Consider the following 12,797-nt stretch of genomic DNA (forward strand, 5'->3'; position numbering starts at 1 on the left):
ATGACCAAGCACTGGAAGCGCTCGCGCATCACCAAGGCGTTCGCCGACGGCTCGCGGGTCGGATCGTTCGCCGAAGCCGAAGCACGCCTGGATTCCATCAGGCTGGAAATCGTCGTCGGTGCCGACCAGATCGCAACGCCCGCGGGACAGGCGGCGGCGCTCACGGCGGTAACGACCGGCCGAAAGTGCTTCGGTCGCGTCACCATCGTCGCCAACGAGGACGCCGCGCTGATCGCGAAACTGCCGATCGGCAAGTCGGTGCTTGCGGTTGCCAGGCGCCTCGGGGCGCGGCTGACGGATATGCCGAGCCGCAAGGCGACCCATCAGATCTGCATCGGCGACGCGCCGGCCACTGCCGGCTGGAGCACCGCTTGTTGGTGGGACCGATGGTTGTCGGGCACGCGGGCGTTCGCGGACGGCGCCGTCGGCGATTCGCGCCTTGCGCTCGCCGGAGCGTTCGCCGGCGCGCTCGCCGTCAGGCAGGTATTCGCCTGCGCCGTCGCAGGTCGAAACGTCCTCCCACACGATGAGACGGTATCGTTGTGGTCACCCTGGACGGAGGTCAAGGACGGAGATGTCGGGCCGGAGCGCTTCGACGTCCCGGACAAGCTCTGGCTGCTCGGACTCGGGCACCTTGGACAGGCTTTCGTGTGGAATCTCTGTCTCCTCGGCGGCAGCGGTGACAGGCTCGCGGTCCTGCAGGACGACCAGCAGATCGGAACGGAGAACGAAGCGACGAGCATGCTGGTCTTGCCAGGCGGTCGGCAGATCGGTGGGATGAAGACCGGGGCGGCCCGTTCTTGGCTCGAAGCGAGTGGCTGGCGGACACGGCTCGTTGAGCGCAGGCATCTCGGCGACATAACGCTGACCGCGGACGATCCGCCATATCTCGTTTCGGGATTGGACAAACTGGAGCCAAGGCTCGTTCTCGCCAAGCATGGCTTTCCCTACATGATCGACGCCGGCATCGGACATGGGCCGGGCGATTTCGAGGGGATACAGATAAGGACTATCACCAAGGGCCAGGACATCAAAGGGCTCTGGGGCAAGCCCCCGCCCATCGACGGGAGCCGGGTGGCGAGACTCCAGGACAGTCCGGCCTATCTCGAATTGCAGCGGCACCTGGGCCGCTGCGGGACGTTCGAATTCGCCGAAGCCAGTGTGGCAGTGCCCTTCGTGGGGGTCGCCACCGGAGCTCTCGTGGCGGCGCAGATCATCCGCGTTGCTTCGCTCGAGGCAGTCCCCGTCCTGCTGCAGTTGGAACTCGGCGCGCCCGAGATGGCGACGTCGGGATCGATGCTCCCGTCGTCGGGGACGAATCTCGGAAGTTGTGAATACCGGCTTGATGCGATGCATCGGCAGCCGGGCAAAGATGACGCACCGGAATCCAGCACGATGGACGAAACGGAACGGCATCGGACGAAGCGATCGAATATCCACAGCGGCGGCGAAAGCACTGGTTAATCGATCGGAGCGGGCGCAACTTCGGGCGAAAGGAATCATCTTATGCGAATCATTCATTCTGCCGACTGGCAGATCGGCAAAGTATTCAAGCAGTTCGGTGCCAAGGAAGAGGCGCTGCGACAAGCGCGTCTCGCCGCCATCGAGCGTCTCGGCGAGCACGCAAAGCGCCACGGTGTGCGGCACGTTCTCGTCGCGGGTGACGTCTACGACAGCGAAGCGCCCAACGCGCACACCTTGCGTGCGCCCATCGAGCGGATGAAGACGTTCGTCGGCGTTCATTGGCACCTGCTTCCGGGCAACCACGATCCCCATCGCCCGGAGGGCGTCTGGGATCGCGTCGCGCAGCTCGGACTACCCGACAATATCCACCTTCATCTTGCGCCGACGCCGTTTGCGCTCGACGACAATTCCTTCCTGCTGCCGGCGCCGTTGCGCCGCAAGAGCGAGTTCGACGACATCTCCGCATGGATGGACGCGGCGGCGACGCCGCCGCATTCCCTGCGAATCGGGCTCGCGCATGGATCTGTCGTCAAGTTCGGGAGTGAAGGCGAGGCATCCAATCCGATCGATCCCGCGCGTGTCATCAAGGCCAATCTCGACTACCTCGCGCTTGGCGATTGGCATCGCACGCTCCAGGTAGGGCCTCGAGTCTGGTACGCTGGGACGCCCGAACCCGACCGCGCGGGCAGCCAGGAGCAGGGCACTTCGTTGCTCGTTGAGATCGCTGGGTCGGGCGCGACACCATCGGTCACGCCACTCGTGACCGGCACCTACCGGTGGATTACGCGTTCGGAAAGGATAGACGGCGAAGAGGCGCTGGAGGACCTCGATCGGCGATTGCGCAACGAACCCGACCTATCGAAGCTGATCCTGCGCCTCAAAGTCGAAGGCAGCCTCCCGCTTGCCGTGCACGCCGCGTTTCGTCGGCGAATGGTCGATCTTGACGCTGCCGTGTTCAACCTCGACCTCGACCAAAGTTCGATGGCGGCGCGGCCGACGCAGGCCGATCTCGAAGCGATCGATTTCGATGGGGTGTTGCGCCGTTCGGCTGACCGCCTCAAAAAGGTCATTGACGATTCCACCGCAGCCCCCGAGCAGCGACGGCGGGCCGAGGATGCTCTCGTCGAACTTTATGTTCGCATCGTCGGCGACTCGCGTGAGGAGGCCGCCTGATGCTTATCAATTCGCTCAGCGTCGAGGGGGTCGGCCGTTTCTCCACCGCGGCGCGCGTCGATGGATTCGGCGCAGGCGTCAACGTCCTAGCGGCCGGCAACGAGGTCGGAAAATCCACTCTCTTCAAGGCCATTCGCTCGTGTCTGTTCCTTCGTCACGACAGCAAGACGCAGGAGCTCAGAGATCTGGGCTCCGACGACAGCCAGCTACCCGCGACGGTCCAATTAGACTTCGAACATGAGGGAAAGCGCTACGTAATCAAGAAGAGCTTTCTCCGGTCTCCCTCGGCAGTCCTGACCGAGAACGGTCGCGAGATCGCGCGCTACGCCGAGGCCGATAAGGCCATATGGGACATTTTGGGCATGGCGCCAGGCAGTGGCCGAAGCATCGACGACGGTGCCTTCGGCCTGCTTTGGGTTGGACAGGGCGCTTCGTTCGCGGCACCGATCCCCGGTTCGGGTGCGTCCTCGCTTCTCAACGCGGCCATCGAGTCGGAAGTCGGCGCGCTGGTAGGTGGTGAACGTGCTCGGTTCGCCATCGACGAGATCAATCGCGAGCTCCAGCGTAACCTAACGGACAGCGAGCGTGGTCCGCGCAGCGATGGCCCCTTGGCTCGCGCGCGCGACCAGCTCGAACATTGGCGCAAGCTGGAAGTCGACGCCTCGGCTAAGGTCAATGCGCTTGAGAACCAGTTCGCGGAGATCACCCAGCTTCGAAGGCGGCATCGCGAGATCACTGATCCAGCTTTAATGGCGCAGATGACGGAGGAACTCGCCGGAGCTCGAAGCAGCCTACGCGAAGCTCAAGCGGCAGCCCTTGAGATCCGAAGTCTCGAAGCAGAAAGCTTGGCCGCTCAACGTGCGCTAGAGGCGGCGGCGCAACGTCTTCGCGGGGTCCGAGAAGTTGCCCTGCGCATCGACCGCAATCGCTCTACGGAGGCCGATCTGGAAAGAACCCTTCCTGAATCTGTCGCGAAGGAGGAAGAGGTCAGGGCGACACTTGCGCGCACAGACGAGCAGTTGGCGGCTACGGAGAACGAAGCCAAGGAACTGGCCGCCAAGGAGCAGCAGCTCGATCGGCTCTCGGCGGCGCTGGTCCGGTCGTTGGGCAGGGACGAAACGGTTCGACGCTTGGCCTCGCTCGAGGAAGCTACCAAGAGCCTTACAGGAATCAACGCCCAGCTTTCTCAAGTCGAGATTACGCCAAAGGTCGTGGATGAGCTCGACGAGCTTGACCGTCAGATAGCCTCGCTCGACGCGCAGCTATCGGCGGCGGCCGCGACGTTGACGCTTGAGGTAAGGCCGGAAGGCCTTGGCCAGGTACACATGGGCTCCCTTCAAGCCGAGGGCACTCATGCCGTGGCAGTATTGACGCCAACCAAAATCACGGTCGGAGATCTTGCTGTCGTGACCGTCACGCCGGCTCTTCATCCCCGGCATGAAAAACGACAGTCGCTCGATGCGGAGCGGTGCGCGCTCTTGAAAGCCGCGGGTGTTCGCAGCGTTGCGGAGGCCCATGCAACTCTAACGCGCCGCCGCGATCTCGAAAACAACCGTCGCGGCGTTCTCGCCGAACTCAGGAGCCTGAAGGCCGGCGAAGATCCGTCGGCGGCCTGCGCCGCCGCGAGATCGGCGCTCGCGGAAACTCAAGCTGCGGTCGATGTTGCCCTTTCGGTGACCGGCCGAATGGCTCTACCCGGCCAAACGGTAATCGATGCCGAGCGGCTCGAATACGCGCAGACGCGCAATTCGCTCGATACGCGCAACGCCAGCCTCAATGCCGCGCGCAAAGAACAGCAAAAGGCAGTCGAGACTGCCGTCGCCCAACGGGCTGATGCATCGAGCAAGCTCGAGCTGGTCCGAAAGAGCGTCATCGAGGATCTCGCGCTCTGTCCCGACGCCGATCGCGCTGCTCGCGATGCCGCTTCGGTCGCCGAAGTGGCTGCCGCCGAAAGTGCAATGCAGACCAAAGCCGGCGCGCTCGCTGCAGTCCGGCAGACGGCTCCAGACCTCGCCGAAGCCGAGCGTCGCGAACTTCGTTGCAGCCGCCTGGAGAAAGCTCTCGAGAATCGCAACGCCGAGCTGATGTCGCTCGAACGCGACATCGGTCGGCTCACCGGCCAGATTCAGGCGGCCGGCGGCGACGGGGTCGGAGAAGCCCATGCCGCTGCGTTAGAGCAGCGCCGTCTGGCCGAGCGCGAGTGCGACCGCATCGAAGATCGTGTCGCGACCCTCCAGTTGCTGCGCGACACGATGGGCGACTGCCTCGCGGAAGGCCGCGATCGCTATTACGAGCCCGTGCGCCGACATCTGCGACCCTATCTGAACGATCTCTTCCCTGGCGCGGAACTCGAACTTGGAGAAGGGTTCACGATCGCCGGAATGAAGCGAACGCGTTCGGAGAGTTTCAAGCGGCTCTCCGGCGGCACCCAGGAGCAGATCGCAGTGCTTGTTCGTCTCGCCATGGGAACCTTGCTGGCGGAGCGCGGCGGAAACGTACCGATCATTCTCGACGATGCTCTCGTCTATTGCGACGACGAACGCATCAATATGATGTTCGACGCGCTCAGCCGCGCCGGAAAGCATCAGCAGATCATTGTGCTTACCTGCCGATTGCGCTCGTTTGCCCCGTTGGGCGGAAATATGCTGCGGGTTCAGACGAGTGGCCTCCAGTAGGTTGCAATCGTCTGGCGGCGCGCTACCGCAGATACCTTAGTAACGGTCCGCGTCATCTTGCGTGATGCAGATTGCTTCGATTTTGCGTGCTGAACAATCGTGTGACCTGTAGTTTGGGTCGCTGTCTCAACTCGATCAAGGAGATTTGAGGATGGATGAGTTCATGGCGATGCGGCAAACGCCGTTGGGTTTAGCCAAACCACTATCCGATGTTGGCCCGATCGACGAAGCACGGTTCAGACCGCGCTCCAGATATTGGAAGCGATTAGGGACTCTCGGGCCTCGACGCATATTCCATTTCGCTCGTCCATCCGGAATTCTGAGCCCCTTGATTGTGACCATCGCCATTCTGCTGGCTGGCTATGCTGTGATCTGGGTGTTGCCTGGACTAATCGATTCCGCAGAACAGCGTGCTTCGAGCCGTGCGCCGGTGCACACTGACCGAAGCTCCGCAAAAACGCGTGTGGTCAGGGTTTTCACGGCACCAAAGACGATCGCCTATCGAGATCCATCCGGTACCCTCTACCGGATAATTGCCGAGGAGACGGAGGTTGATCGCTTCGTCAATGATACGCTCATGTATCTCGAGACGGAGCAAAGCAAGATCAAGGCTGAAACCCAACGCAAAATTGATGAGCTTCTGGAAAATGCATTCTCGGACGGCCGCAGTAGCATCACGCGCTATGCGGACTGGTATTTTGAATGGGGGCGGTCCTGGTCGTTTCTCAAGGAGGCGACCGTCGGGGGCTTAAAAGGCTTGGGCGTAAACAATGTTCAAGGATTTTCGGAAGCGGCCCGCAACGAGGTAGAAGCCTATTTGGTTCAAAATTACCAACGATTCGTGCTCAAGGCCGAATTGCGCAATCCCATCATTGAGGCTGGGATTTCCCAGATCCTCGCCCAAGCGCACGCGCGCTATCTCGAGACACTGACTACCATTGACAACCGTGCTCAAGTCTTTCTGAGCCAGTACACACGACATCTCCAAGTCATAGATCCCCTGGCAAAGGCAGATCTCGCGATCGACTGGGACGCGCAGAAATGGAAGGCGCCCCGCTATTCAGCGGATGATGAAGCGTTCAAGGCGGCTTTTCGGGGAGTGGCGGTTTCTGGGCTGATTGCCGTAACCATTGGACCTACGATCGAGCGTGCGATCGCTCAAGCCTTCGTGGCGGCCGCCGGCCGAGTCGTCGCGGGCCTTCAGCCCCAAATCTACGGATTTGTTGCTGGTACCGTTGTGGAGCCTGGCGCGGGGAGTTTGGGGGGCTTGCTTGTTGGCGCGGCTGGCGCGTTAATATTCGATTACGCATTCAACTGGCAGCGCGAACGTCTTGGTCGCGCCGAATTTGAACAAATCAACGCTGAAGCGTTGAAGATTACCAAGACGGAATTGTCGCGAGCGTTCCAGCGTGATCTGCTTGCAGCAGTCCACGCTTGGTTTGATGATACACGGACGATCGTTGCTGAGCAGAAGCTAGGTAAAAAATAGCCGCATTGGGCTTCCTCCTTGTCAACCGGCGATATTGCTGCGTCATCGGTTCGCGTCCGCGATCGCTTCATTATGCGAAGGTGGCACAGCATCAGCGCGGCGCTGAATGCCGCCGTTCCGTCGATTACCAACCTGTTGGATTTAACGAGCCGCTATGAAGGTATTGGAGCTAAGTCATAGAGCCGTCTCACAAGACAGTATTGCAGCAAGAAAGTGCTTTGCGTGCGGTGGTCCATGCTATGTCGACTTATATGCGCGTAGATCGATCGAAGATTTTCGACGAGGAGACGCAGACGTGCCGAACAAGCCTCTTTCCGCCAAATTAATCGCATCTGCTTTGTTTTAACCGCCGGCGGCCGTCCACATCTTACAGGCTGGGGATGCTCTTGACGGCGTTTGTCTGAAAGGAGCCTCAATGCCGACTGACTCGATCGAGAATGAAGAGATTGACCGCTCGCCGCCTATTGCGGTCTTTCTGTCTGGTGAATCCTTCTTCAAGTCTGCCGAATATCTAAGAGGCGGCATTGACGCGGAGGAAGTGCGTCTGCGTTTTAATATGCCGGTCTACTATCTCTACAGCCACGCGATGGAGCTAGTGCTCAAAGCGTATTTGCGTAGCAAAGGAGTTACCAGCAATCGGCTCAGATCTCGCGATTACGGCCACAAGTTACGGGTGCTTTGGGAAGCTTGCTTGGCAGAAAGCCTTCCTCATCACCCAATTAATGATGTTTTCGTCGCACAAATGATAGAAATTCTGGATCCATTCGCGGCAGATTTTGAGTTCCGGTACATACAGGTCGGTTTCAAGAGCCTCCCCACACTGAGAGCCGTTCAAGCAGCGGTCGGCGATCTGATGGCGACGGTGCGACCCTTCTGCGAAGCCACAGTGGACGGTCCTCTTCCCGACTGAGGGTTGGCGACTCACCCAGCAACCGTTGGAACGAATCTCCCTCCGATCGGAAGTGCGAAAAGCTTGCGGCTCCGGAGTCAGTGCTGGGGCGCAATTCAGACCAGAGAGTAGCGGTTGACATCCGCGGCTGGATCCAGCGATGCGTCCATGGCGACGATAGCTGCAACCGAGTGTCAACCGCGACAGTTAAATCGGTAGACCAAGTTGCGGCTCTAGCTGGTCGCCTTGTAGCGACGAAAGTGAGATCCCCAACAGCCGGACTGGCTTGGAAAAGGGCATCTCGTTCTGAAGCAATGTAGCCGATAGGCGTTCGAGTTCCTCGCGACTCGAAACCGCGACAGGCACGGACCGGCTGCGCGTGATTATCTCGAAGTCGTTGAATTTCACCTTCAGGGTTACTGTCCGGCCTCGCGTGCCCTTATCCTCGCAATGGCGCCAGACCTTGTCGATCAGCGGCTGCAGTTCGACGACCATGGCGTCGAAGTCGGTGAGGTCGGTGGAGAACGTGTTTTCGGCGCCGACGGATTTGCGGATCCGGTCGGCGCGGACCTCTCGGTTGTCGACACCCCGCGAGATCCAGTAGTAGTAGCTTCCGGCCTTCCCGAAGTTCGCCTCCATGAATTCGAGCGACTGGTTGCGCATGTCGAGGCCGGTGTAGAGGCCGAGGGCGTTCATCTTGGTGCTGGTTGCCGGCCCGATGCCGTGAAACTTGCCGACGGGGAGGGCTTCGACGAACGCCGGCCCCATCTCCGGCGTGATGACGTACTGGCCGTTCGGCTTACGGTAGTCGGAGGCGAGCTTGGCCAGAAACTTGTTGTAGGAGATGCCGGCCGAAGCGTTGAGGCCGGTTACTTCCTTAATCTTCGCACGGATCGCGAACGCCACGTCTCGCGCCAATGGAATGCTTTGCAGATTTTCGGTCACGTCGAGGTAAGCCTCGTCCAGCGACAGTGGTTCGATGATCGGCGTGTGCTCTGCGAAGATCTCACGAATCTGCTGGGAGACCGCCTTGTAGACCTCGAAGCGCGGCTTCACGAAGATCAGATCTGGGCACTGTCGCTTGGCGGTTACCGAGGGCATGGCCGACCGCACCCCGAACTTGCGGGCTTCGTAACTCGCGGCTGCTACGACGCCCCGCTCCTGGGATCCACCGACTGCGACCGGCTTGCCGCGGAGATCCGGATTGTCCCGTTGCTCGACGGACGCGTAGAAGGCATCCATGTCGACGTGGATGATCTTGCGCGGGCGGCCCGGGGGAACTGCCTGGTCGTCATCGTCCTCGACGGTCACGTTGTCTGCCCGACGGGATCTTCCTTGACGCCGCGGGCGACGATTTTGAGCGACCCGTCCGAAAGCGGCCGCTGCAGCTTCAAGACCTCGTCCGGAGGGGCCGTCATCCAGGTCTCGACTTCGACCGGCGTCGTCAGGATCACCGGCATTGTTTTAGGGTGGATGGCGCCGACCTCGGCGTTCGGCTCTGTCGTGAGGAACGCGTAGAGGTCGTTGGTGGTCTCGCCTTCCTTGACCTTACGGACGGAGGTCCAGTTGGTCCAGATGCCGGCGAAGCAGGCGAGGGGGCGCGTCTCATCGAGCGCGAACCAGACGTCGCCGCCTTCGGCCTTGTTGAACTCGCTAAAAGAGTTGAACGGAACCAAGCAACGGTTCTCGACGCCGAGCCAACGGGTCCAGTGTTTGCTCTTCACGTTGCGGATGTTGGTCGTTCCGCCGTCCGGCTCCATCCGGAGCAATTCGTTGAAATCGACGGGTTTGCCTTTGGCTTGCAGCTTTTCGGCTCGTTTTTTGGTCGCGTCCATCAACGCCTTTGACGACGATGGCATCCCCCACCGCGCCGTGGCGAGTTCGCGGCCCCCGGGTCCGTTGCGCACGATCGGTGCCTTGTAGTCGGGAAACACGCCGGGCATCGGCGCCAGGTTGCCGACATACCGGTTGATCACTCGAAACAGCGCGATGATGGCGGCCTGGTTGGTAGTGATCGAATAGAGATTGCACACGGGGGTCTCGTCTGCTTTGACGGCCGCACGAACGGCCCTTGAACGGCGTCGAATCCTATTTGCGCGAGCAGGTGGTGTCGCTGATCTTGTACCTGCCGCGGGAGAATTTGGGCCAGTCGCACGCGGTGCCGGACCTGGTCATCTGTTCCGCGATGTCGACTTTTTCGAGGAAGCACTGTGCCACGATGCGGTCCCGGCTGGTAGGTCGGGACCGCCCGTCGCAGACGGTGCCTTCACCCACTTGCAGGCAATGGACCGTCTTGCCCTCGATCATGCTCGACAGCACGCCGGCGGCCTGTCCGTAACCAGCTTGCCCGCGTTCGGGTGCGTCGATTCCGCAGATCCTCACGCGTACCTTGGCGCCATCGGCTTCCATGGTGAAGGTGTCTCCGTCCGATACGGCTAGAACTCTCCCCAGGTAGTCAGCCGCTATCGCTGGGGAGCAAAAAAATGCGGCGACGATGGCGACGAGCAATCTCATTTCGTATCTCCCGGGCTACCGCCACATTCCGCGCATGCGGGCGCCAATATCCACCTTGGGTCCTTGGCTAGCGGTGCGCGCCGCGGTACCGGCCGGCACAAGTGGCCAGGCCGTCCGCTCGAACAGATCGAGTAGCTTCTCGGGAATGAAGCGCGTCCTGGAGACATAGAGATGGCGATCGCCTTGCGCGTGCTGGCCGTGGACGAAGAACCGCTGCGGCACGACCAGATGAAGGTCATCCTTTGCGCGGGTTATGGCGACGTAAAGCAGGCGACGTTCCTCCTCGATCTCGGCCGAGGTGCCGGCACCGAGGTCAGAAGGCATGCAGCCATCGACGGCGTTGAGCAGATAGACCGATTTCCACTCCTGGCCCTTGGCGGAATGGATCGTGGACAGGATCAGGTAGTCCTCGTCGAGCAGCGGAACGCCGGCCTGATCGCTGGTCGCGTCGGGTGGATCCAGCGTGAGCTCGGTCAAGAAGCGTTCCCGCGAAGAATATCCGGAAGCGATCTGCTCCAGCTGGAGCAAATCAGCCCGCCGGGTCTCGGCGTCTTCATGGATGCGATCGAGATGTGGTTCATACCACAAGCGCGCACGCTCCAGATCGACAGGCCATTCCGAATTTCGAAGATTGCCGACGGTTTCGACGAAGCCCTTCCAATCATCGCCGGCGCGCGGCGGCGTCGGGATGCCTACGAGCGCGGCGATCGGATCCGCGGCCTCCGCCATACGGTCGAGCACGCGTTGCGCGGTCGCGGACCCGATGCCGGGCAACAGATGCAGCAGGCGGAACCCGGCGACACGATCTCTCGGATTTTCGACGAACCGCAGCAACGCCAGCATGTCCTTGATGTGAGCGGCGTCGAGAAACTTCAGTCCGCCGAACTTCACGAACGGGATATTCCGGCGCGTCAGCTCGATTTCAAGCGGTCCACTATGGCTGGAAGTCCGGAACAGCACGGCCTGCTCCTTGAGGAGCGTGCCGGACTCGCGGTTCTCCAGGATGCGCTCGACGATGAAGCGGGCCTGGTCGGCCTCGTCGCGGACGGTGACGAGTTGCGGCTTCGCTGCGGAGGTGCGCCCGGTCCAGAGGTTCTTGGTGAAACGCTCCTTGGCGAGACCGATAACGCCATTGGCGGCGGCGAGAATCGTTTGCGTCGAGCGATAATTGCGGTCGAGCGTGATAATGTCGGCCGGCGGCGAGAACTGGTCGGGAAAGTCGAGGATGTTGCGCACGGTCGCGGCCCGAAACGAGTAGATCGATTGGGCGTCGTCGCCGACAACCGTCAGGCCGCGGCCGCCGGGCTTGAGTGCCAGTAGGATCGAGGACTGCAGGCGGTTGGTGTCCTGATACTCGTCGACCAGGACGTGGTCGAAGCGGCCGCCGATGTCATCGGCGAGGCCGGCGTCGCCGACCATCTGCGCCCAGTAGAGCAGGAGGTCGTCGTAATCGAGAACGTTCTGCTTCTGCTTGGCTTCGACATAGGCCTCGAAAAGTTCCTTTAGCTCCGCCGCCCAACCGGAGCACCATGGATACGACGTGCCGATCACCTGCTCGATTGGCATCTCTGCGTTGACGCAGCGCGAATAAATGGAAAGGCAGGTACCCTTGGTCGGGAAGCGGCTCTCGGTCTTCGAGAAGCCCTTCTCATGCCGGACAAGGTTCATGAGGTCCGCGGAGTCCTCGCGGTCATGAATCGTGAACGCGGGGTCCAGTCCGATCTGTTCGGCGTATTCGCGCAGCAGCCGGGCGCCGATGCCGTGATAGGTGCCGGCCCAGGTCAGCGCGTCGGTCATGATCCCGGCGTTGTCACCCAACACCTTGCGCGCGATGCGTTCGACACGCTTGGTCATTTCGGACGCAGCCCGACGGGAAAACGTCATCAGCAGGATCCGGCGCGGGTCGGCGCCCTGAACGATCAGATGGGCGACCCGATGGGCGAGGGTGTTGGTCTTCCCGGACCCAGCTCCTGCGATCACCAGCAGCGGCGGCGCCGCCAATCCTCCCGCGGGGCCGTGCTCGACCGCCCGCCGCTGCTCGGGATTGAGGGTTTCGAGGTAGGCGGTTGCCGTCTGCACCTTGGGCGTCCGTTCATGGTTGGAAGAAACGACGGTCAATGATTCCTGCCGTGATCGCAACCTAGACCTCCCCTCGGGGGTGACGCGGCTGCCAACCTAGTTGGAGCAAGGTCGCCGAGGGGCGCCGCCCGGCCTTGGCGCACTTGCTACAGCGCAGACGGCTTGCGAGATCGTGCACGAAGGTGGTCGGCGGGTGCTTGAGGGCTGCCAGATCGACGTCGTTCGGGCTCTTGCACCGTGAACACTGGATTTCCAGCCAGGGAAAACCGCCGTTAATAGCCTGGTCAATTGTTGGCGAAGGGTCGATCGGTTCGCCATCGCTCCACATCCGCTCGTTCCAGCTTTCACAGAGCAACCTATCGGCCTGCTGGATCAGCGCAGCGCCCTTGGCTCGCATCTCTGCTGATTGCGCAGCCAACATGCCGGTCATCGCGCGTGCTTTCCCCAATTCCTTCGTCAGAGCCTTTCGGCCTCCGCCTGACAGCGGCGTGGGGTGGTGTTTTGGCGCCATCCG

10 protein-coding genes are annotated in these 12,797 nt (G+C 61.4%); 5 read left to right on the forward strand and 5 right to left on the reverse strand.

Going from position 1 to position 12,797, the window contains the following annotated elements; all coding sequences use genetic code 11:
* From G6P99_RS09235 to G6P99_RS09255, 5 genes are all read left to right on the forward strand, one after another.
* Entirely contained in the window at nucleotides 1-1,464 is a 1,464-nt protein-coding gene (locus G6P99_RS09235) for a hypothetical protein (protein WP_165127871.1), read from the forward strand.
* Nucleotides 1,465-1,506: 42 nt separating this feature from the next.
* A complete protein-coding gene (locus tag G6P99_RS09240) occupies nucleotides 1,507-2,637 on the forward strand; it encodes a metallophosphoesterase family protein (protein ID WP_165127873.1) in 1,131 nt (376 codons plus the stop codon).
* On the forward strand, nucleotides 2,637-5,312 hold the full coding sequence (locus G6P99_RS09245; protein WP_165127875.1) for an AAA family ATPase: 2,676 nt from the start codon (nucleotides 2,637-2,639) through the stop codon (nucleotides 5,310-5,312). Before G6P99_RS09240 ends, G6P99_RS09245 begins: the two co-directional genes overlap by 1 nt.
* Nucleotides 5,313-5,463: 151 nt before the next feature.
* Nucleotides 5,464-6,801: a hypothetical protein gene (locus tag G6P99_RS09250; protein WP_165127877.1), complete on the forward strand. Its 1,338-nt coding sequence runs from the start codon at nucleotides 5,464-5,466 to the stop codon at nucleotides 6,799-6,801.
* 415 nt (nucleotides 6,802-7,216) lie between these two features.
* Complete coding sequence (locus tag G6P99_RS09255) at nucleotides 7,217-7,711, forward strand: hypothetical protein (RefSeq protein ID WP_165127879.1); 495 nt, start codon at nucleotides 7,217-7,219, stop codon at nucleotides 7,709-7,711.
* Between the two features lie 186 nt (nucleotides 7,712-7,897).
* On the opposite strand, the gene dinB is transcribed toward G6P99_RS09255, so the two are convergent.
* From dinB to G6P99_RS09280, 5 genes are all read right to left on the reverse strand, one after another.
* Nucleotides 7,898-8,932 (reverse strand): DNA polymerase IV, encoded by a 1,035-nt coding sequence (gene dinB / locus G6P99_RS09260; protein ID WP_246709844.1) that lies wholly within the window; start codon nucleotides 8,930-8,932, stop codon nucleotides 7,898-7,900.
* A 65-nt stretch (nucleotides 8,933-8,997) separates the two neighbouring features.
* Nucleotides 8,998-9,723, reverse strand: a complete 726-nt coding sequence (locus tag G6P99_RS09265) for an SOS response-associated peptidase (RefSeq protein WP_165127883.1) — start codon at nucleotides 9,721-9,723, stop codon at nucleotides 8,998-9,000.
* A gap of 55 nt (nucleotides 9,724-9,778) precedes the next feature.
* Nucleotides 9,779-10,204 (reverse strand): thermonuclease family protein, encoded by a 426-nt coding sequence (locus G6P99_RS09270; RefSeq protein ID WP_165127885.1) that lies wholly within the window; start codon nucleotides 10,202-10,204, stop codon nucleotides 9,779-9,781.
* A 15-nt stretch (nucleotides 10,205-10,219) separates the two neighbouring features.
* Nucleotides 10,220-12,283 carry an ATP-dependent helicase gene (locus G6P99_RS09275; protein ID WP_165127887.1) on the reverse strand — a complete coding sequence of 688 codons (2,064 nt, stop codon included), beginning with the start codon at nucleotides 12,281-12,283 and terminating at the stop codon, nucleotides 10,220-10,222.
* A 61-nt stretch (nucleotides 12,284-12,344) separates the two neighbouring features.
* The gene (locus G6P99_RS09280; RefSeq protein ID WP_165127889.1) at nucleotides 12,345-12,794 is read right to left on the reverse strand and encodes a hypothetical protein; all 450 of its coding nucleotides are present in this window, start codon (nucleotides 12,792-12,794) and stop codon (nucleotides 12,345-12,347) included.
* Between the last annotated feature and the right edge of the window lie 3 nt (nucleotides 12,795-12,797).

The sequence above is a fragment of the Bradyrhizobium sp. 6(2017) genome, assembly GCF_011058295.2.
GTDB classification, from domain to species: domain Bacteria; phylum Pseudomonadota; class Alphaproteobacteria; order Rhizobiales; family Xanthobacteraceae; genus Bradyrhizobium; species Bradyrhizobium septentrionale.

Excerpts from the sequence above, each read along its gene's own strand:
- G6P99_RS09235 (WP_165127871.1), top strand. The coding sequence starts at position 1 with ATGACCAAGCACTGGAAGCGCTCGCGCATCACCAAGGCGTTCGCCGAC.
- G6P99_RS09240 (WP_165127873.1), top strand. The coding sequence starts at position 1,507 with ATGCGAATCATTCATTCTGCCGACTGGCAGATCGGCAAAGTATTCAAG.
- G6P99_RS09245 (WP_165127875.1), top strand. The coding sequence starts at position 2,637 with ATGCTTATCAATTCGCTCAGCGTCGAGGGGGTCGGCCGTTTCTCCACC.
- G6P99_RS09250 (WP_165127877.1), top strand. The coding sequence starts at position 5,464 with ATGGATGAGTTCATGGCGATGCGGCAAACGCCGTTGGGTTTAGCCAAA.
- G6P99_RS09255 (WP_165127879.1), top strand. The coding sequence starts at position 7,217 with ATGCCGACTGACTCGATCGAGAATGAAGAGATTGACCGCTCGCCGCCT.
- dinB (WP_246709844.1), bottom strand. The coding sequence starts at position 8,932 with ATGGATGCCTTCTACGCGTCCGTCGAGCAACGGGACAATCCGGATCTC.
- G6P99_RS09270 (WP_165127885.1), bottom strand. The coding sequence starts at position 10,204 with ATGAGATTGCTCGTCGCCATCGTCGCCGCATTTTTTTGCTCCCCAGCG.
- G6P99_RS09280 (WP_165127889.1), bottom strand. The coding sequence starts at position 12,794 with ATGGCGCCAAAACACCACCCCACGCCGCTGTCAGGCGGAGGCCGAAAG.